This window comes from Pseudomonas peradeniyensis (genome assembly GCF_014268935.2).
In the GTDB taxonomy this organism is placed as follows: Bacteria; Pseudomonadota; Gammaproteobacteria; order Pseudomonadales; family Pseudomonadaceae; genus Aquipseudomonas; species Aquipseudomonas peradeniyensis.
This window is the reverse complement of sequence record NZ_JABWRJ020000004.1, coordinates 172,590-191,408: the sequence shown is the minus strand read 5'-3', so window position 1 is coordinate 191,408 and position 18,819 is coordinate 172,590. Positions and strand designations below refer to the sequence as shown.

The window sequence follows — 18,819 nt, the reverse complement described above, 5'->3', positions numbered from 1 at the left end:
CGCTCCGGTCAGGTGGGATGAGCCGGTACGACGCAAGGGCGAACGATTTATTCCCGTCGGGGGAATAGATTTCGTGCCGGGCCGTCTGCCCATTACACTGACTGCCCATTGGGGCCCGGAACCCGACCATGCACGATCTGGACGACCAACAATGGCGCGAGCTGCTGCAACGCCTGCGCCGCTTCGCCCTGTGGCTGACCCGCGAACCCGGCGGTGCCGACGATCTGGTCCAGGCCACGGTCGAACGCGCCCTGAGCCGCCGTGGCCAGCAGCGCAACGCCGAGAGCCTGCGGCCCTGGCTGTTCACCATCCTTTACCGGCTGTTCCTCGACGGCAAGCGCCGCGAGCGCCTGCATGCCCGCTGGCTGGCCTGGTTCGGTCGGGGCCAGGCCGAGGAGCCGGCCGGTGGCGAGATCGAGAGCATTGTCCTGGCCCAGGCCGACCTGCGCGCCTTCGCCCGGTTGTCGGCGGAGCAACGCGCCCTGTTGCTGCTGGTCAGCGTCGAAGGCCTGAGCTACAAGGAGGCGGCCGACGCCCTTGGCATTCCCATCGGCACGGTGATGTCGCGCCTGTCGCGTGCCCGTGCCGCCCTGCGTGAACTGACCGAGGGCAACCCCACACCCCCGGCCCTGCGGAGACTCAAATGACGCGCCTGATCCCCACCGAGCACGAGTTGCATGCCTATGTCGACGAGCGCCTGGAACCGGCCCGTCGGGCCGAGGTCGAGGCGTGGCTGGCGGCCAATCCCGAGGAGGCGGCGCGGATCGAGGCCTGGCGCGGCGATGCCCGCCGCCTGCGGGCGGCCCTGGCGGGCTTCGGCGAGCAGCCCAGCGATCCGGCGCTGGACCTCGCGCCCTTGCGCCGCCGCCTGCGCCAGCGTCGGCAATGGCGCCTGGCACAGGCGGCGGTATTGCTGCTGGCCGTGGGCCTGGGTGGCCTGGGCGGCTGGCAGGCGCGCGAGGCGACGCTGTTCGCCGGCATGTTGCCCATGGCCGATGCCGTGGAGGCCCACCGATTGTTCGCCGATGCAAGCACGCTGGATATCCAGGCCAGTGATCCGGCGCGGCTGCAGGCCTGGCTGGGGCGTCACTTCAACCGTGTCGGCCAATTGCCGGACCTGTCTGGCTATGGCCTGCAGCCGGTGGGCGCACGCCTGCTGAGCAACGAGGCGGGGCCGGCGGCGCTGTTGGTGTTCCAGGATCGCCAAGGGCTGCGCATCAGCCTGTTCCTGCGCTCGCCCGGCGAGCACTTCGAGCGCATGCCCAGCGGCCAGCGCACCGACGGCCAGTTGCAGGCCCGCTACTGGTCCCACGGCGACTACAACTTCGCCCTGGTCAGCGCGGTGGATGATGCCCGTGGCGAGCAGGTGCGCCGGGCACTCGGCGTCAGCCTGTAGGCCGGTCACCTGTCCCGGGTATCGATGCTCACCACCACCGACATTCCCGGCCGCAGTTGCCTGGCCTCGGGCTGGTCGCCATCGACGGTGATCCGCACCGGGATGCGCTGGGCGATCTTGACGAAGTTGCCGGTGGCGTTGTCGGCCTGCAGCAGGGCGAACTCGGAACCGGTGGCCGGGGAGATCTGCTGCACATGGCCGCGCAGCTTCAGGTGGTTGAGCGCATCGACGGTGAAGGTGGCGGGTTGGCCGATGCGCACGTTGGCCATCTGCGTTTCCTTCAGGTTGGCGATCACCCACAAGGTGTCCGGCACCAGCGCCATCAACTGCGCGCCGGGGTTGACGTAGGCGCCCAGGCGGGTGCCGATCTGCCCTAGCTGGCCGTCCCGCGGCGCCTTGACCCGGGTGTTGTCCAGGTCGATGCGGGCCAGCTCCACGGCGGCCCTGGCATTCTCCACCGAGGCCTGCAGCGCGGCACGGTTGACGATTACCGTCTCGCGGTCCTGGCGGGCGATTTCCAGCGCGGCCCTGGCCTGGGCCAGGCTGGCGACGGCGGCGGCATGGCTGGCGCGGCTCAGGTCCAGTTCACGGCGTGACACCGAGCCGTCGCTGACCAGCGCCTGGTTGCGCTGCAGGTCGGCCTTGGCCTTGTCGGCCTGGGCCGCGGCGTCGCTGATCGCGGCCTGGCGCTGGGCGATGCCGGCCTCGGCGCTGTTGCGCTGCTGCAGGTTGTTGGCCAACGCCGCCTCCTGCTGTTTGAGCTGGGCGATGGACTGGGCCAGGCGCTGGGTGTAGATGCGGTCGTCCAGGCGCACCAGCAGGTCGCCCTGCTTGACGAACTGGAAGTCGTGCACCGGCACCTCGACGACATAGCCGCCCAACTGCGGCCCGATGATCGTCACCTGGCCGCGCACCAGGGCATTCTCGGTGCTCTCGATGGCACTGCTGAACGGCGGCAGGCGCCAGGCATACAGCACCAGCAGGATGCCGGCCAGGGCCACGGCGGCGAAGCTCAGCGATGACAGCAGGCGGACCCGCCGGCTGCGCGCCGGGCTGGTCGGTTCGCTGGGTGGCTGCGCGCCTTCCGGGGTTTCGGCGATGGCGGTGGTGGTGGTCGTTGGCGTCTCTTGGGTCATCGGCTCGAAGCACCGCTGGTGGAGTGGTTGTAGCGCAGGTACAGGCTGCGGATGAAGATCCAGATCATGGTCAGGATAGCGATGGCGCCGATCAGCATGAACACATCGTTGTAGGCCAGCACGTTGGCCTCGCGGGTCGCGGCGTTGGCCAGCAGGCGCATGCCGGCCTCGTTGCGCAGCGCCGGGTCGGCGAACACCCCGGCGTAACCGGCGCCACCGCCCTGCACGCGGGCGCTGACCAAGGGTTCCAGGGCGCTCAGGCGGTCCATCAGCTGGCTGGAGTGGAATTTTTCGCGCACGGTCTGGAAGGTGCCCAGCAATGCCGAGCCGATCAGCCCGCCGAGGTTGTTGCAGATACCGAACAGCACCGAGAAGCTCACCAGGTTGCGCGGGTTGGCGCGTACATGGCCGATGCCCAGCGCCATCGACGGGCCGACGAAGAAGGTGCTGCCGAAGGCCAAGAGGAACTGGCTGAGGTACATCTGCGCCGGCCGGGTCAGGTTGTTCGAGGTACTGTCCATGAAGGCGCCGGTGGCCATGGCGGCCAGGGAGATGAACAGCGGCAGCACCAGGTGTTGGGGGTTGATGGTCAGGGCGCTGGTGGTCAGCCCGGTGACCGCGCCCAGCAGCATCACCGCGTACAGCGCACGCATCTGCTCGTTGCCCATGTTCAGCGCCTGGAGAAAACCCACGGCGCCGGTGGACTGTTCGGAGATCACCATGCGGATCAGGATCACGCACAGGGCCAGGCGGATGATCGCGCCGCTGCCCAGCCAGCGGGTCATCAGCAGTGGGTTGCTGCGGTTGTGCTCGATGGCCAGGCCCGAGAGGATCAGGGCGATGGAGGCGGCCAGGGCGACACCGATCCACGGCGCGTCCAGCCACCAGTCGATGCGCCCCAGCGACAGCGCCGCGCAGAGCAGGGCGGTGCCGCTGGCCATCAGGCTGAAGGTAAGGAAATCCAGGGGTTCGAAGGTCTTGAAGCGATCGCCGGGGGGCAGTTTGAGCAGCAGCACGCAGCCCAGCGCGGCCAGGGCCAGGCCCAGCTCGAACAGGTACAGCCCGCGCCATTCGGCAATCTGCAGCAAGTCCTCGGAGAACACCCGGGCCAGCGGCACCGCCAGCTGCGAGGCGCCAAGGCCCAGGACCATCGCCTTGAGCCGCCACTGCGCGGGGAAGGCCTGGATCATGTAGTACAGGCCCAGCGAACTCAGCGCGGCGCCGACCATACCATGGGCGGCGCGCACGGCGATGGCCGAGTTGAGGTCGTTGACGAACAGGTGGGCGAGGGTGACCAGGGCATAGAGCACCAGGAACACCTCGGTGAAGGCACGCAGGCCGAACTCCTGGCGGAACTTCACCAGCAGCAGGTTCATCGACACGTTGGTCATCACGAAGGCCGCCGGCAGCCAGGCCATTTCGGCGCTGGTGGCACCCAGTGCGCCCTGCAGGAACGGCAGGTTGGCAACCACCAGGGCGTTGCCCAGGCCACCGGTAATGGCCACCAGCAGGCCGACCAGGCCGTAGGCCAGGCGCTTGGCCGGGGCGTGCAGCGGCGTCGAGGGCGAGCCGGGCAGGCTGGGTTTCTCGTGGGGGAGCCACTGGCGGGGGGCGTACTTGTCCATCGGGTTGTCCGTTACCGCGGGTAATCCGACTCTACGTCAATGGCCGGTTGGATGAAATCATCGCTCAAACGCTGAGCGACAGGCGCATGGCGCAGCGGTTGCCCAGGCCATGGGCCAGTTCGCCGGCGAGGATGCCTTGCAGCCGTGCATCGAGCTGCGGCAGCGGAATTCGCTCGAAGCCATAGCGGGCGTAGAACGGGGCATTCCAGGGGACATCGTCGAAGGTGGTCAGGGTCAGCCAGGGCAAGCCATTCAGGCGCGCGGCCATACGAGCCTGGTCCAGCAGGCCGCGACCCAGGCCCTGGCCCTGGGCATCCTGGCGGACCGACACTTCATGAATATGCAGGGCGTCACCGGTAGTGCTGGCGCAGAGAAAGCCCAGCGGCTGATCCTGGTCATCCACGGCAATCCAGCTGCCACCTTCGTTGACGAACGTCAGGTGCTCGGCTTCGCCCATCACCTCGCTGTCGGCCAGCCAGGCCAGGTGCGGCAATTGCCGGAAAGCCTGGGCCGCGGAGCGTTCCAGGGCGGGGAGCAGGGGGATGTCGCTGACGAGGGTGGGGCGGATACGCATGCTGGATCAGGGCCTGTAGGTGCGATGGTGCGCCCACGCGTTGTCGCGCAGGAAGGTGGAGTTTGCCAGATCGGCGCGTGGAGGTGTTGCATTGTAATTGTTATAACGTAACATTTGCGTTTCTCCTTCCACGCAGGGCCCTTACCGTGATCCGCAGAAACCCCTCCGGCCATCTCCCGCAAATCGCCGAATCGGCCTATATCGACCACACCGCCATCATCTGCGGCAAGGTGATCATCCATGACAACGTGTTCGTCGGCCCCTACGCGGTGATCCGTGCCGACGAGGTGGACGGCAGCGGCGACATGCAGCCGATCGTCATCGGCGCCAACTCCAATATCCAGGACGGCGTGGTGATCCACTCCAAGTCCGGCGCGGCGGTGCGCATCGGCCAGTACAGTTCGATCGCCCACCGCTCCATCGTCCATGGCCCGTGCGAGGTCGGTGACCGGGTGTTCATCGGTTTCAACAGCGTGCTGTTCAACTGCAAGGTCGGCGACGGCAGCGTGGTGCGGCACAACTCGGTGGTCGACGGCCGCGACCTGCCGCCGCGCTTCTATGTGCCGCCCACCGAGCACATCGGCCCGCACACCGACCTGGAGCGCTACCCGCCGGTCAGCGTGTCGGCCTCGGAGTTCTCCGAGGACGTGGCGCGCACCAACATCGACCTGGTCCAGGGCTACAAGGCCCTGCAGAACGAGTTCTGAACATGGACACATTGCTGGTGCGCAACGCACGGCTGGTCAATGAAGGGCGCGAGTTCGAAGGCGACCTGCTGGTGCGCCACGGGCGCATCGAGCGGATCGCCGGCAGCCTCGACAATGCCCGGGCGAGGCTGGAGATCGATGCCCGGGGCGCCTGGCTGCTGCCGGGGATGATCGACGACCAGGTGCATTTCCGCGAGCCGGGGGCGCCGCACAAGGGCAGCATCGCCAGCGAGTCGCGGGCGGCGGTGGCCGGGGGCATCACCAGCTACATGGACATGCCCAACACCAACCCGCCGACCCTGACCCTGGAGGCGCTGGCCGACAAGAAGCGGCGGGCGGCGGCGAGCTCGCGGGCCAACTATGGCTTCCACTTCGGCGTGAGCCGCGACAACCTCGACACCATCGCCGCCCTCGACCCCCGCGAAGTGGCCGGGATCAAGGTGTTCATGGGCGCCTCCACGGGCGACATGCTGGTGGACGACCCGCAGGTGCTGGAAAAACTCTTCGTCTATGCGCCGACCATCGTCCTGGCCCACTGCGAGCATACCCCGAGCATCCTCGAGAACGAGGGCTGGTGGCGGGCCCGCCACGGCGAGTTCATTCCCCCGGCGGCGCACCCGCTGATCCGCGACGCCGATGCCTGCTACCGCTCCTCGAGCCTGGCAGTGGAACTGGCCCGGCGCTTCGGCACGCGCCTGCACGTGCTGCACCTGACCACGGTGCGGGAACTGGCGCTGTTCACGCCGGGCCCAGTGAGTGGCAAGCACATCACCGCCGAGGTGTGCCTGCACCATCTGCTGTTCGACGACAGCGACTACGCCAGCCTCGGCCACCTGATCAAGTGCAACCCGGCGATCAAGACCGGCACCGACCGCGATGCCCTGCGCAAGGCCCTGGCCCGCGACCGCATCGATGTGATCGGCACCGACCATGCGCCGCACACCCTGGAGGAGAAGCGTCGGGTCTACACCCGCGCGCCGTCCGGCCTGCCGCTGGTGCAGCATGCCTTGCCGGCGGCGCTGGAGCTGGTCAGCGAAGGGGTGTTGAGCATGGCCCAGGTGGTGAACAAGACCAGCCACGCGGTGGCGGAACTGTTCGCCATCCGCGAACGCGGTTTCCTGCGCGAGGGCTATTGGGCGGACTTCGCCATCGTCGAGCGCCTGGCCAGTCCACGGGCGGTGGCGGACGACCCGGTCCTGGCGCATTGCGGCTGGACGCCGTTCCAGCAGCGCGCCTTCCACCATGTGGTGCGCAGCACGGTGGTGTCCGGGCAACTGGCCTGGCACCAGGGGCGGGTACGCGACCAATGCCAGGGCTTGCCCTTGATGTTCGACCGCTGAATCCCCCAGTTCCTGTAGGAGCGGTCTCGCGCCGCGAAAGGGGCGCAAGGCGCCCCCAGCATTCCGGAGTTACATCCATGACTGAAGAGCAACTGCTGCAACAACCCACCAGCGCCTACATGAATGAGCCTCAGCGCCAGTTCTTCCGCAACCTGCTGCTGACCCAGCGCGGCGAGTTGCAGACGCGCATCGAGCAGGAGTTGCGCGCCCTGCGCGAACAGGAAGTGCACAGCGACCCCGCCGACATCGGCAGCGCCGAGGAGGAGCGCCACTGGCAACTGCGCTCGCTGGAGCGGGAGAAGAAGCTGCTGGACAAGATCGACCAGGCGCTGGAGCGCCTGGCCCGGGGCGATTACGGCTGGTGCGAGGAAACCGGCGAGCCGATCGGCCTGCGCCGCCTGCTGCTGCGGCCCACCGCCACCCTGTGCGTCGAGGCCAAGGAGCGCCAGGAGCTGCGCGAGCGGCACGTGCGGGACGACGTCTAGTCAGAGGGCAGACCCTGAGCCTGCAACTGCCAGCGCACCGAGCTGACGCCTTTCTCCAGGCTCACCCGCCCGACCAGGCGCTCCAGCTGGGTCGGCGCCTGCGGCGTGCCGAGCAGCTCGGCGCGCACTTCCAGGCGTGCCGGATCGGCCAGGTCCTCGCTGTGCAGCGACTGCAGGCGCAGGCCCGGGTCGCTGAGGCTGTGCAGCATCAAGCTGCGCACCTGGATCTCGTCCTCGGCGCGGCAGACGATGCGTACCTCGTATCGCTGCTCGACCTCGCTGGCCGGCACCACGTCCTGGCGGTCCAGGCGCTGGGCGAGGTCGCGCAGCAGGATGTTGGCGCACAGCACCACCAGGCTGCCCAGGGAGGCCTCCAGCAGCAAGCCGAGGCTGCACAGCACGCCGACCGCGGCGGTGCACCAGAGGGTGGCGGCGGTGTTCAGGCCGCGTACGTTGAAGCCGTCGCGCATGATCACGCCACCGCCGAGAAAGCCGATGCCCGACACCACATAGGCGGCGATGCGCGAGGCATCGGTGGGCGCCATGCCCGGCACGGCCTGGGTCATCAGCACGAACAGGCAGGCGCCGGTGCTGACCAGGGCGTTGGTGCGCAGGCCCGTCAGGCGCTGACGCAGTTGACGCTCGGCACCGATCAGGGCGCCGAGCAGCAGGGCCACGCTGACGCGCAGCAGAAAGATTTTCCAATCCATAGCGAACTCCGTTCCGCGGGCAATGGCCCGCACGAGCACCGACCGCAGACGGCGCGAATGAAAGCGAGGAATGCGCAGGACCACGTGCCATGCCAGGTGGCAGGGCAGGAAGGGAAGGAGGAATGTTCAACCCCGCAGGGCCGAAGGGAACCACCGTCTACCGTGTGCGGCGAGACAGTGGCAGGAACGCTGCCGGACTAGCTCGCCGTGTGGGCCTGTCGCAATCGACTGGGGCTACTGTCCAATGCAGGGGACTCCTGTGTGGGGGATGCTTGAATGCGCGGCGGACCATACGCCTTGACCCGCGCAGGGTCAAGGCGTGAATCATGACAATTGCGTTACGCCAGGCGCTGGCAGACGTAGGCCTGGGTCCGGTAGGGGAAGGCGATGCGCTCGCGGCCCTTGAGGTCCGGGTGGTTGTCGATCAGGTCCTGCAACCGGGCCATGACCCTGTCCTGTTCGGCCTGGGGCAGGGCGGCGATGAAGCTGACCGAGCGCAGGCGTTCGAGGATCACCGTCTGCGGGCTGCCTTCATGGATGTGGGGCAGGGTGGTCAGTTGCGGCGCGCTGAAGCGGCTGCCCGCGAAGGCGTCGCGCCAGCGACCGGTGTGGAAGCGCGGGGTGTCGCCCTCATAGGGGGTGATGATCTCGGTGATCCGCGCCACCCAGTCCACTGCTTCGTCGCGCACGTTCCAGATCAGCCCAAGGCGGCCGCCCGGCGCCAGCACCCGGTGCATTTCGCGCAGGGCGGCGGCGTCGGCGAACCAGTGGAAAGCCTGGGCGCAGACCAGCACCTGTTGGCTGGCGTCGGCCAGCGGGATGTGCTGGGCGGTGCCTTCGAGCACGGGGACCTCCGGCAGTCGCTCGCTGAATCGCTCGCGCATGGCAGCCACCGGCTCCACCGCCGTCAGACGCGGCGCCAACGCGGCGAGCAGGCGGGTGAACTTGCCGGTGCCAGCGCCCAGGTCGAGCACCGGGGTGCCGGCGCCGATACCCAGGGTGTCGCGCAGCCAGCCCTGCAAGGCGCTGGGATAGTCGGGCCGGCCCTGCTCGTAGTTGCTCGACTGGCGGGTGTAGCCGGTGCTGGCTGAGACGTGCACATCCTTCATGGAAAATCCCTCCGAATGACCTGGCGGCAATGGTACCCTTGCGCCTTTCGTTGCCAAACCCCCGGACCGATCCATGTTGTTCAATCTCGCCGTGCTGTTCGGCACCCTGGTGGCCATGGAGGGCGTCGGCACGCTGGCCCACAAGTACGTCATGCACGGCTGGGGCTGGTGGCTGCACCGCTCGCACCACGAGCCGCAGCTGGGCATGCTGGAGACCAACGACCTCTACCTGCTGGCCCTGGGCCTGATCGCCTCGGCACTGGTGGCCCTGGGCAAGGCCGGGCATGCGCCGTTGCAGTGGGTTGGCGCTGGGGTGGCGGGGTATGGCGTGGCCTATGTGCTGGCCCACGATGGCTTCTTCCACCGGCACTGGCCGCGAGCACCAAAGCCGGTCAACCGCTACCTCAGGCGCCTGTATCGGGCGCACCGCCTGCACCATGCGGTGAAGGGGCGCCAGGGCAGCGTGTCGTTCGGCTTCTTCTATGCGCCCCCCTTGCGGGTGCTGAAGCAACAGCTGAAACGGCGGCGGGGCTGAGCTTCACGCGTTTCCCGACCTTCAGGCGCCGCCGGCCTACCAGGCCAGCGGCTGCTCGAATCCCTTCCAGCACAACCAGCGCCGCACCTCGCCATGCGGCCCGGTGCCGATCTGCCATTGCGGCCTGCCGCTGTCCAGGGCGATCAGTGAAATGAAACCGGCATGGCTGGCCACCGCCAGGGTGCGGCCATCGGCGCTGATGTCCATGGCGCTGATGGTCGAGCCGAGGTAGTGCTGCCAGTGCTCGCTGCCGTCCTCGCCGAAGGCGCGCAGGTAGCCATGGGCGTCGCCGACGATGTACTCGCTTTCACGGGCCACTCCGGCGTAGATCCGTGCGCCGTCCTGCAACAGCGGCGTGCGCGGGTCCTCACTGTAGAAACCGGTGTCCAGCCCCGGCAGGTCGGCCACCCGCACGCCGACGGTGCCGCCCCGGTAGAAGTGGCAGGCGTTGAGGATCAGTTGGTCGCCACGCCGGTTGAACAGGGCGAAGTGCGGGTATTCGCTGGCCGGGCCCACTTCGGCGATGGGCTCGAACTGCTCGTCGAGCACCAGGTGTCGGCCGCATTGCTCGCCCAGGGCGATCAACCGGCCATCCGGTGACAGCGCGGCATGCTCCATGGCCAGGCCCAGGACGATGTCGTCCGGATCGGTGCCCTGGCGCAGTTCATCGAGAATCTCTGTCTGCCGCGGCAACAGGCGCGTGGCACCGCTGGCGGCGAGCACGAAGATGCCGTCGCTGCTGACCAGCAGGACCCGCTGGCCATCGGGGAAGGGCAGCAGCGCGGTGGGTACCGGCGGCAGGTCGAGGGGGTCGAACGGGTAGCCGGCCGGCAACCCTTCCAGGCCATGAGGCCAGGCCAGCCTGGCCACCTGCGGGCCGCCCCAGCCATCGGTCACGCGCACCCCTTCGGCATTGGCCAGGGCGTAGTAGCGTCGTTGCGGGCAGCGGCCGAAATGCTCGACGCCGATCACCGGAGTGACGCCCTGGTCGTCGATGCGCAGCACCTGGCCCCGGTCGAACGGCATGCCGATGCGCGCCAGCAGGCTGCCGTCGTCGAGCAGCAGCAGGTTGCCGATGCCCTGGGCCTGTTCCTCGAACAAGGGCACCAGCGGCAGGTGCGCCGGTGGCCAGGCCTCACGGAACAGCTGGCGCTGCGCCGGCTCGACGCCGGGCCGGTTGATGGCCCGCAACGCCGCCAGCCAGGCGTCGAGCAGGTGTTCGGTGGCCGCTGCCTGCGGCTCCTCCAGATCGTCCCAGCCTTGCGCACGGCCCTGCGCGACATAGCGGTTGATGGCCTCGGCGTAGGCGATGACCGCCTCGCGCCATTGCTGCTGGGGGTGCTGCTTGTCCATGGGCGGATCGAACTCCTTGTTCCGCAGGGTGGGTGGCGATGCAACAAAAAGGTGCATGGTACTCCGTCCGCGTCCATGGTTGTGAGGTCCGGGCTTGATGCGTACCATGCTGGGCATCCTTCCAATAATCAAACGTGCGTCACCGGCCTGGCACCTGGGCAGGCGATGTGCGTCCTGTTGCCTTGCCCGCGGAGAAAAACCTCTTCACATGAATGGACCCGTACCCACCTCAATGCCCCCCACGGCCGGCAACGGCAGTTGGTTGAGCGTCATCGCCCTGGCCCTGGCGGCGTTCATCTTCAACACCACCGAGTTCGTCCCGGTGGCGCTGCTCAGCGATATCGGCCGCAGCTTCGAGATGACCACCGCGCAGGTCGGCCTGATGCTGACCATCTATGCCTGGGTGGTGGCGCTGGCATCGCTGCCGATGATGCTGATGACCCGCAACATCGAGCGCCGACGCCTGCTGCTGCTGGTGTTCCTGGTGTTCATCGCCAGCCACCTGTTGTCGTGGTTGTCGCAGAGCTTCGCCATGCTGCTGGTCAGCCGCATCGGCATCGCCCTGGCTCACGCCGTGTTCTGGGCCATCACCGCGTCGCTGGCGGTGCGCGTGGCGCCGCCCGGCCAGCAGGCCAAGGCGCTGGGCCTGTTGGCCACCGGCACCACCCTGGCGATGGTCATGGGCATTCCGCTGGGGCGGGTGGTGGGCGAGGCGCTGGGCTGGCGCATCACCTTCCTGTGCATTGCCGGGGTGGCGCTGGCGACCATGCTGTGCCTGATGAAGTCGCTGCCGCTGCTGCCGAGCCAGAACTCCGGCTCGCTGCGCAGCCTGCCGATCCTGTTCCGCCGCCCGGCGCTGGTGATCACCTACGTGCTGGTGACGTTGGTGATCACCGCGCAGTTCACCGCCTACAGCTACATCGAGCCGTTCGCCCTGCACGTGGCGCAGATCGGCGGCGAGCGCACCACGCTGCTGCTGTTGCTGTTCGGGGGCGCCGGGGTGTTCGGTTCGGTGCTGTTCAGCCGCTACAGCGAGCGTTTCCCCCATGGCTTCCTGGTGGGGGCCATCGGCGCCCTGGCCGCCTGCCTGCTGCTGCTATTGCCGCTGTCGGGCGACTTCCCGGTATTCGCCGGGCTGAGCATGGTCTGGGGCGTGGCCATCCTGAGCTTCAGCCTGGCCCTGCAGTCCAAGACCCTCAAGCTCGCCTCGGACGCCACCGACGTGGCCATGGCGCTGTTCTCGGGGATCTACAACATCGGCATCGGCGGCGGCGCGCTGCTGGGCAGCATCGTCAGCAGCCAGCTGGGCGTGGCGCATATCGGCCTGGTCGGTGGCGGTGTGGCGGTGGTCGGCCTGGTGCTGGCGCTGGCCAGCACCCAGCGCTTTCGCGAAGCTTTGACGCGAGTTCCCGGCCAGGCCTGAACCGCGACCTCTGTAGGAGCGGCTTTAGCCGCGATGACCCGCGAAGCGGGTGCCAGGCTCCGCGTTGCCTGCATCGCGGCTAAAGCCGCTCCTACAGAAAAAGCCCCGGTTCTCGGCACCTCCATCCCTGGGAATTCCTCCCGACTGATCCGCATCAATCCCCCTGACAACAAGCGCCCCTGTAATAGGGGCGCTTGTGCATCGGCAAGGCTGCCTCTAATATCCAAGCGTTTTCTTGTGTAATTGCCTGTTCCCCCTGGTCAGGCCATCAATACGGACGTTGATATGGATTTGCACACCTCCCTGTGGCTGTTCCAGGCCATCCAGGCCGTGGGCCTGGCGTTGTGGCTGAGCATCGCGGTGTTGAACAACCTGCAGGCTTTCGCCAGCTCCGTCGGCGCCATCGGCGCCACCCTGGCCATGGCGCCGCTGCGCCAACCGCCAGCCATTGACTTCCCCTTGCTGCGCCGGGCCTGCCAGTCGACCGGCCTGGCTCGCGCCGCGCTGCTGGTGATCCTGCTGCTGCAGGTCGTCGCCAGCCTGGCGGCCTGGGTCGGCTGCTACGGGCTGATCGTCATCCAGGACCCGCTCATGGCCCGCGCCTGGCTGAACCTGGCGCTTGCTGCGTTCCTCGCCTTCACCTTCGCCATGCTGCTCGGTGGCCTGTGGTTCGGCTACTGGATTCGCCAGGAAGGCCTGCAGCTCACCCACCTGGTGCTGGTGCTGTGGGCGATCCTGGCGTTCTTCCTGTTCAACCTGAATTGGGCCTGAGGCGAGGACGCGCGATGAAAAGCAAGGCGATACTCGGCAGCGCCCTGGTACTGGCGCTGGTCACCGCCGGCGGTCTGGCCTGGCGCCACACCGGCCAGGCCCAGGCCACGGCGACACCGGCGCGGCACCTGGTCAAGGTGGCCCTGGCCACGGTGCAGAAAGCACCACAAAAACGCGCCTTCGACGGCGTCGGCGAGTTGGAGGCGGTGCACCAGGTGCTGGTGTCGGCCGAGATCGGCGGGCGGGTGACGGCGATCAACTTCACATCCGGCCAGCAGGTGCGCAAGGGCGATGTGCTGGTCACCCTCAACGATGCCCCGGAGCAGGCCGAGCGCCTGCGTCTGAAGGCCCAGCTGGACAATGCGCGGACCAACCACCGGCGGGTCAAGGACCTGCTGCGCGAGAACGCCGCCACCCAGGAACAGCTGGACAACGCCCTGGCGGCCCGCGACATGGCCCAGGGCGAGCTGGCCCGCACCGAGGCGGTGATCGCCCAGAAGGCGGTGCGCGCGCCGTTCGACGGGCGCCTGGGGATCCGCCGGGTGAACCAGGGCCAGTACCTCAATGTCGGTGATCCGGTGGTCAGCCTGATCGATACCCGCAGCCTGTACGTCAACTTCTCCCTCGAGGAGCAACTGAGCGCCCAGTTGCGCCCCGGCCAGCCGGTCGAGGTGCGCCTGGACGCCTTCCCCGACACCCCGTTCACTGCCCATATCACCGCCATCGACCCGTTGATTGGCCGTTCGCGCACGGTGCAGGTCCAGGCTACCCTGGCCAAGCCCGATGCGCGCCTTTCCGCCGGCATGTACGCCAGCGTGCAGGTGGCCAGCCCCGATGACGGCCAGGTGCTGACCGTGCCGGAAACCGCGGTGGCCTACACCGCCTACGGCGACACGGTGTTCGTCGCCCGTCACGACGCCGCCGCCGATGCCCTGGTGGTGCAGCGGGTGGCGGTGCGCACCGGCGAGCGCCAGGCCGGTCGGGTAGTGATCGAGCAGGGCCTGAACGAAGACGACCAGGTGGTGGTGTCCGGGCAGTTGCGCCTGAGCGACGGTACCGCCGTGCAAGCCACCGAAGACACCCTGCAGGCCCCGGCCAGCGGCGCCTGACCCCAGCGAGAACACGCCATGACATTCACCGACCTGTTCGTGCGCCGGCCTGTACTGGCGCTGGTGGTCAGCACCCTGATCCTGCTGCTCGGGCTGCTGTCGCTGCTGCAGTTGCCTATTCGTCAGTACCCGCTGCTGGAAAGCTCGACCATCACCGTGACCACCGAATATCCCGGCGCCCCGGCCGAGCTGATGCAGGGCTTCGTCACCCAGCCGATCGCCCAGGCGGTGTCGTCGGTGGAAGGCATCGACTACCTGTCGTCCTCATCGGTACAAGGCCGTAGCCTGGTGACCGTGCGCATGGAGCTCAACCGCGACTCCACCCAGGCGCTGACCGAGGTGATGGCCAAGGTCAACCAGGTGCGTTACCGCCTGCCGGAGCGCGCCTACGACCCGGTGATCGAGCGCTCGGCCGGCGAGTCGACGGCGGTGGCCTATATCGGCTTCGCCAGCCCGAGCCTGCCGATCCCGGCCATGACCGACTACCTCACCCGGGTGGTCGAGCCGTTGCTCAGCACCATCGAGGGCGTGGCCAAGGTCCAGGTGTTCGGTGGCCAGACCTTGTCGATGCGCCTGTGGATCGACCCGGCGCGCCTGGCCGCCCGGGGCCTTACCGCGGCCGACGTGGCCGAGGCGGTGCGGCGCAACAACTACCAGGCGGCGCCGGGCAAGGTGAAGGGGCAGTACGTGATCGCCAATATCCGCGTCGATACCGACCTGACCTCGGTCGGCGACTTCCGCGAGCTGGTGATCCGCAACGACGGCAACGGCCTGGTGCGCATCCGTGACATCGGCACCGTCGAACTTGGCGCCGCCTCGGCCGAAACCAGCGCCAGCATGGACGGCGTGCCGGCGGTGCACCTGGGCCTGTTCGCCACCCCGGGCGGCAACCCGCTGGTGATCGTCGAGGGTATCCGCCAGCTGCTGCCGCAGATCCGCCAGACCCTGCCACCGGACGTCAAGGCCGAGCTGGCCTTCGAGACGGCGCGGTTCATCCAGGCCTCCATCGACGAGGTGACCAAGACCCTGCTCGAGGCCCTGGCGATCGTGGTGGTGGTGATCTACCTGTGCCTGGGTTCGCTGCGCACGGTGCTGATCCCGGTGGTGACCATCCCGCTGTCGATGCTCGGCGCGGCGGCGCTGATGCTGGCGTTCGGCTTCAGCATCAACCTGCTCACCCTGCTGGCCATGGTGCTGGCGGTGGGGCTGGTGGTGGACGATGCCATCGTCGTGGTGGAGAACGTCCACCGCCACATCGAGGAGGGACGCACGCCGGTGGCGGCGGCATTGATCGGCGCCCGCGAGGTGGCCGGGCCGGTGATCGCCATGACCATCACCCTGGCCGCGGTGTACGCGCCGATCGGCATGATGGGCGGGCTGACCGGCGCGCTGTTCCGCGAGTTCGCCCTGACCCTGGCCGGCGCGGTGGTGGTTTCCGGCGTGGTGGCGCTGACCCTGTCGCCGGTGATGAGCTCGTTCCTGCTCGATGCGCGCCAGTCCGAAGGGCGCATGGCCCATGCCGCCAACCGCTTCTTCGACTGGCTGGCCGAGCGCTACGCCCAGGTACTGGGCTTCTCGCTGAAGCACCGCTGGATCAGTGTCGGCTTCGCCTTGCTGGTGCTGGTCAGCCTGCCGCTGCTGTACAGCCTGCCGCAGCGCGAGCTGGCGCCGACCGAGGACCAGGCCGGGCTGCTCACCGCGATCAAGGCGCCGCAGCATGCCAACCTCGCCTATGTCGAACGTTTCGCCGACAAGCTCGACGCGGTCTACCGTACCCTGCCGGAGACCGTCAGCACCTGGATCATCAACGGCAGCGACGGCATCGCCTCGGGTATCGGCGGCATCAACCTGCAACCGTGGGACGAGCGCGCGCGCAACGCCTCGCAGATCCAGCTCGACCTGCAGGCGGCGGTAAACGATGTCGAGGGCACCAGCATCTTCGCCTTCCAGCTGCCGGCGCTGCCGGGCTCGACGGGCGGCCTGCCGGTGCAGATGGTGCTACGCAGCTCCCAGGACTACCGGGTGCTGTTCGACACCATGGAACAGGTCAAGGCCAAGGCCCGGCAGAGCGGCCTGTTCGCCGTGGTCGACAGCGACCTGGACTACAACAACCCGGTGGTGCAGGTGCGGGTCGACCGGGCCAAGGCCAACAGCATGGGCATCCGCATGCAGGACATCGGCGAGTCGCTGGCGGTGCTGGTGGGGGAGAACTACCTCAACCGTTTCGGCCTCGACGGCCGCTCCTACGATGTCATCGCCCAGAGCCCGCGCGACCAGCGCCTGACCCCGCAGGCCCTGACCCGGCAGTACGTGCGCAGCGAGGAGGGTCGGCTGGTGCCGCTGTCCACCGTGGTGCAGGTCAGCGAGCAGGTCGAGCCCAACCGCCTGACCCAGTTCAACCAGCAGAACGCGGCGACTTTCCAGGGCATCCCGGCGGCCGGGGTCACCCTGGGCGACACCGTGGCCTTCCTCGAGCAGGTCGCGGCTGAGTTGCCCGCCGGCTTCAGCATCGACTGGCAGTCCGACGCCCGCCAGTACCAGCAGGAGGGCAACGCCCTGATGCTGGCGTTCCTCGCCGCCGTGGTGGTGATCTACCTGGTGCTGGCGGCGCAGTACGAAAGCCTGGTCGATCCGCTGATCATCCTGATCACCGTGCCGCTGTCGATCAGCGGCGCCCTGCTGCCCCTGGCACTGGGGGTGGCCACGGTGAACATCTACACGCAGATCGGCCTGGTGACGCTGATCGGGCTGATCAGCAAGCACGGCATCCTCATGGTCGAGTTCGCCAACACCTTGCAGGCCGAGCAGCACCTGGACCGGCGCACGGCGATCGGCAAGGCGGCGCAGATCCGCCTGCGACCGATCCTGATGACCACGGCGGCCATGGTGGTGGGGCTGATCCCGCTGCTGTTCGCCTCGGGCGCCGGCGCTGCCAGCCGTTTCGGGCTGGGCGTGGTGATCGTCACCGGGATGCTGGTGGGGACCTTGTTCACCCTGTTCGTGCTGCCGACCATCTACAGCCTGTTGGCCCGTGACCATGCCAGCACCGCGCGTTCGGCGCGGGCGCGATCGTTGGCCGAAACCCTGGAGGGCCAGCCATGAAGCCTGTATTCGTCGTTTCCCTGATGGCCCTGGCCTTGACTGCGTGCAGCGTCGGCCCCGACTACCAGAAAGCCGAGGTACCGGCCAGTGGCGTGCACAGCCCGCAGCGCGCCGCCTTCGCCGCCCGTGGCGAGTTGCCGGCGCAGTGGTGGCGGTTCTTCGATGATCCGCAGCTGGTGCGCCTGGTCGACCAGGCCCTGGCCAACAACCACGACATCCGCCAGGCCCACGCCAACCTGCTGGCGGCGCGGGCGCTGTTCGACGACCGCAGCCTCGACCGCTACCCCTGGGTCACCGCCCGCGCCGGCTACAACCAGAGCCTGGAGCAGCAGCAACCGGCCGATGGCAGCGACCCGCGGCGCATGCGCACCGAGCAGTACCGCGCCGGTTTCGACGTGCAGTGGGAGATCGACCTGTTCGGCCGCCTGCAGCGCCTGACCGACGCCGCCGAGGCTCGCGCCGACGCGGCGGCGGCGGACCTGCGCCAGGCGCGGCTGAGTATCGCCGCGGAGGTGGCCCGCAACTACTACCTCCAGCTCGGCCTCAAGCGCAGCCTGGCCGTGGCCGAGGACCAGGTCGAGGCCTGGCGCGAGACCCTGCAGCTGACCAGCGCCCAGGTGCGCGCCGGCAGCGGCCAGTACGAGGACCAGCAGAACGCCCACGCCAACCTGTTGCTCAGCGAGGCGGCGGTGCCGCCGTTGCAGGCGGCGATCCAGCAGGCCAGCTACCGCCTCGATGTGCTGACCGGACAGGTGCCGGGCAGCCAGGAGCAGGGCGCCGCGCCGTTCCTGCCGCCGTTGGCGCGCCAGTTGCCGTTGGGCGATGTCGACGCATTGATCGGCCTGCGGCCCGATGTGGTCAGCGCCGAACGTGAGCTGGCGGCCAGCACCGAGGACGTCGGCGCGGCCACCGCCGAGCTGTACCCGCGCATGGACCTGGGCGGCTTCATCGGCTTCTTTGCCCTGCGCAGTGGCGACCTGGGCAGCGCCGCCCGCGCCTACGAGCTGGCGCCGGTGGTGACCTGGCCGGCGCTGCGCCTGGGCAACGCCCGTGCCCGCCTGCGGGTGCGCGAGGCGCTGGCCGAGGGCAGCCAGGCACGCTACCAGCAGGCCGTGCTGCTGGCCCGCGAAGAGGTGGAGAACGCGGTGACGCAACTGGTGCGCAACCAGGCCCGGCTGCAGAGCCTGGTGGCCTCCGCCGGCCATGGCAGCGAGGCCATCGACATTGCCAACAAGCGCTACCGGCGCGGCGCGGGGACCTACCTGGCGGTGCTGGAGAACCAGCGTGCGCTGTTCTCGATCAAGCGCGAGGTAGCCGAGGCGGAGACAGCCTCGTACCTGGATGCGATTGCGCTGTACAAGGCGTTGGGGTGGGGGAGTGCGGCGCAGTAGTACGCGCCGGTCCTTCATGCTGTACAACCATTGCCTGTCAGGCATGGCCACGT

General features: G+C 68.5%; 17 protein-coding genes. 11 read left to right on the top strand and 6 right to left on the bottom strand.

The window, feature by feature from the left end:
- The first annotated feature begins 128 nt into the window (after positions 1-128).
- Both HU751_RS21195 and HU751_RS21190 read left to right on the top strand, forming a co-directional pair.
- Positions 129-647 (top strand): sigma-70 family RNA polymerase sigma factor, encoded by a 519-nt coding sequence (locus HU751_RS21195; protein ID WP_186732253.1) that lies wholly within the window; start codon positions 129-131, stop codon positions 645-647.
- Complete coding sequence (locus HU751_RS21190) at positions 644-1,396, top strand: anti-sigma factor family protein (protein ID WP_186712501.1); 753 nt, start codon at positions 644-646, stop codon at positions 1,394-1,396. Before HU751_RS21195 ends, HU751_RS21190 begins: the two co-directional genes overlap by 4 nt.
- Before the next feature lie 5 nt (positions 1,397-1,401).
- Here the strand turns inward: HU751_RS21190 and HU751_RS21185 are convergent, their stop codons facing one another.
- From HU751_RS21185 to HU751_RS21175, 3 genes are all read right to left on the bottom strand, one after another.
- Complete coding sequence (locus HU751_RS21185) at positions 1,402-2,532, bottom strand: HlyD family secretion protein (RefSeq protein ID WP_186732254.1); 1,131 nt, start codon at positions 2,530-2,532, stop codon at positions 1,402-1,404.
- Positions 2,529-4,157 (bottom strand): MFS transporter, encoded by a 1,629-nt coding sequence (locus HU751_RS21180; RefSeq protein ID WP_186732255.1) that lies wholly within the window; start codon positions 4,155-4,157, stop codon positions 2,529-2,531. Before HU751_RS21180 ends, HU751_RS21185 begins: the two co-directional genes overlap by 4 nt.
- 64 nt (positions 4,158-4,221) lie before the next feature.
- On the bottom strand, positions 4,222-4,731 hold the full coding sequence (locus HU751_RS21175; RefSeq protein WP_186732256.1) for a GNAT family N-acetyltransferase: 510 nt from the start codon (positions 4,729-4,731) through the stop codon (positions 4,222-4,224).
- Between the two features lie 146 nt (positions 4,732-4,877).
- Between HU751_RS21175 and HU751_RS21170 the strand changes: the two genes are divergently transcribed.
- From HU751_RS21170 to dksA, 3 genes are all read left to right on the top strand, one after another.
- Positions 4,878-5,438, top strand: coding sequence for a gamma carbonic anhydrase family protein (locus HU751_RS21170; RefSeq protein ID WP_062362175.1), 561 nt, complete (start codon positions 4,878-4,880; stop codon positions 5,436-5,438).
- Positions 5,439-5,440: 2 nt separating this feature from the next.
- A complete protein-coding gene (locus HU751_RS21165) occupies positions 5,441-6,778 on the top strand; it encodes a dihydroorotase (protein WP_186732257.1) in 1,338 nt (445 codons plus the stop codon).
- 77 nt (positions 6,779-6,855) lie between these two features.
- Positions 6,856-7,263, top strand: coding sequence for an RNA polymerase-binding protein DksA (gene dksA, locus HU751_RS21160; protein WP_186732258.1), 408 nt, complete (start codon positions 6,856-6,858; stop codon positions 7,261-7,263).
- Here dksA and HU751_RS21155 read toward each other — a convergent pair.
- Together HU751_RS21155 and HU751_RS21150 are read right to left on the bottom strand one after the other, a co-directional pair.
- Positions 7,260-7,973 carry an MgtC/SapB family protein gene (locus tag HU751_RS21155; RefSeq protein ID WP_186732259.1) on the bottom strand — a complete coding sequence of 238 codons (714 nt, stop codon included), beginning with the start codon at positions 7,971-7,973 and terminating at the stop codon, positions 7,260-7,262. The two genes, dksA and HU751_RS21155, sit on opposite strands and share 4 nt — an antisense overlap.
- Positions 7,974-8,311: 338 nt before the next feature.
- Complete coding sequence (locus HU751_RS21150; RefSeq protein ID WP_186732260.1) at positions 8,312-9,082, bottom strand: class I SAM-dependent methyltransferase; 771 nt, start codon at positions 9,080-9,082, stop codon at positions 8,312-8,314.
- Positions 9,083-9,155: 73 nt separating this feature from the next.
- Here HU751_RS21150 and HU751_RS21145 point away from each other — a divergent pair, with 73 nt between their 5' ends.
- Positions 9,156-9,617, top strand: a complete 462-nt coding sequence (locus tag HU751_RS21145) for a sterol desaturase family protein (protein ID WP_186732261.1) — start codon at positions 9,156-9,158, stop codon at positions 9,615-9,617.
- Between the two features lie 36 nt (positions 9,618-9,653).
- Here the strand turns inward: HU751_RS21145 and HU751_RS21140 are convergent, their stop codons facing one another.
- Positions 9,654-10,970 (bottom strand): YncE family protein, encoded by a 1,317-nt coding sequence (locus tag HU751_RS21140; RefSeq protein WP_186732262.1) that lies wholly within the window; start codon positions 10,968-10,970, stop codon positions 9,654-9,656.
- Positions 10,971-11,178: 208 nt separating this feature from the next.
- On the opposite strand from HU751_RS21140, the gene HU751_RS21135 reads away from it, so the two are divergent.
- The 5 genes from HU751_RS21135 to HU751_RS21115 all read left to right on the top strand — a co-directional run bounded on the left by HU751_RS21135 (position 11,179) and on the right by HU751_RS21115 (position 18,766).
- A complete protein-coding gene (locus HU751_RS21135) occupies positions 11,179-12,393 on the top strand; it encodes a sugar transporter (RefSeq protein ID WP_186732263.1) in 1,215 nt (404 codons plus the stop codon).
- Between the two features lie 285 nt (positions 12,394-12,678).
- Entirely contained in the window at positions 12,679-13,164 is a 486-nt protein-coding gene (locus tag HU751_RS21130; RefSeq protein ID WP_186732264.1) for a DUF2165 family protein, read from the top strand.
- Positions 13,165-13,178: 14 nt separating this feature from the next.
- Entirely contained in the window at positions 13,179-14,273 is a 1,095-nt protein-coding gene (locus HU751_RS21125) for an efflux RND transporter periplasmic adaptor subunit (RefSeq protein ID WP_186732265.1), read from the top strand.
- Positions 14,274-14,291: 18 nt separating this feature from the next.
- Entirely contained in the window at positions 14,292-17,375 is a 3,084-nt protein-coding gene (locus tag HU751_RS21120) for a MexW/MexI family multidrug efflux RND transporter permease subunit (protein ID WP_186732266.1), read from the top strand.
- The gene (locus tag HU751_RS21115) at positions 17,372-18,766 is read left to right on the top strand and encodes an efflux transporter outer membrane subunit (protein ID WP_186732267.1); all 1,395 of its coding nucleotides are present in this window, start codon (positions 17,372-17,374) and stop codon (positions 18,764-18,766) included. The genes HU751_RS21120 and HU751_RS21115 overlap by 4 nt, the downstream gene beginning before the upstream one ends.
- Positions 18,767-18,819: the final 53 nt, after the last annotated feature.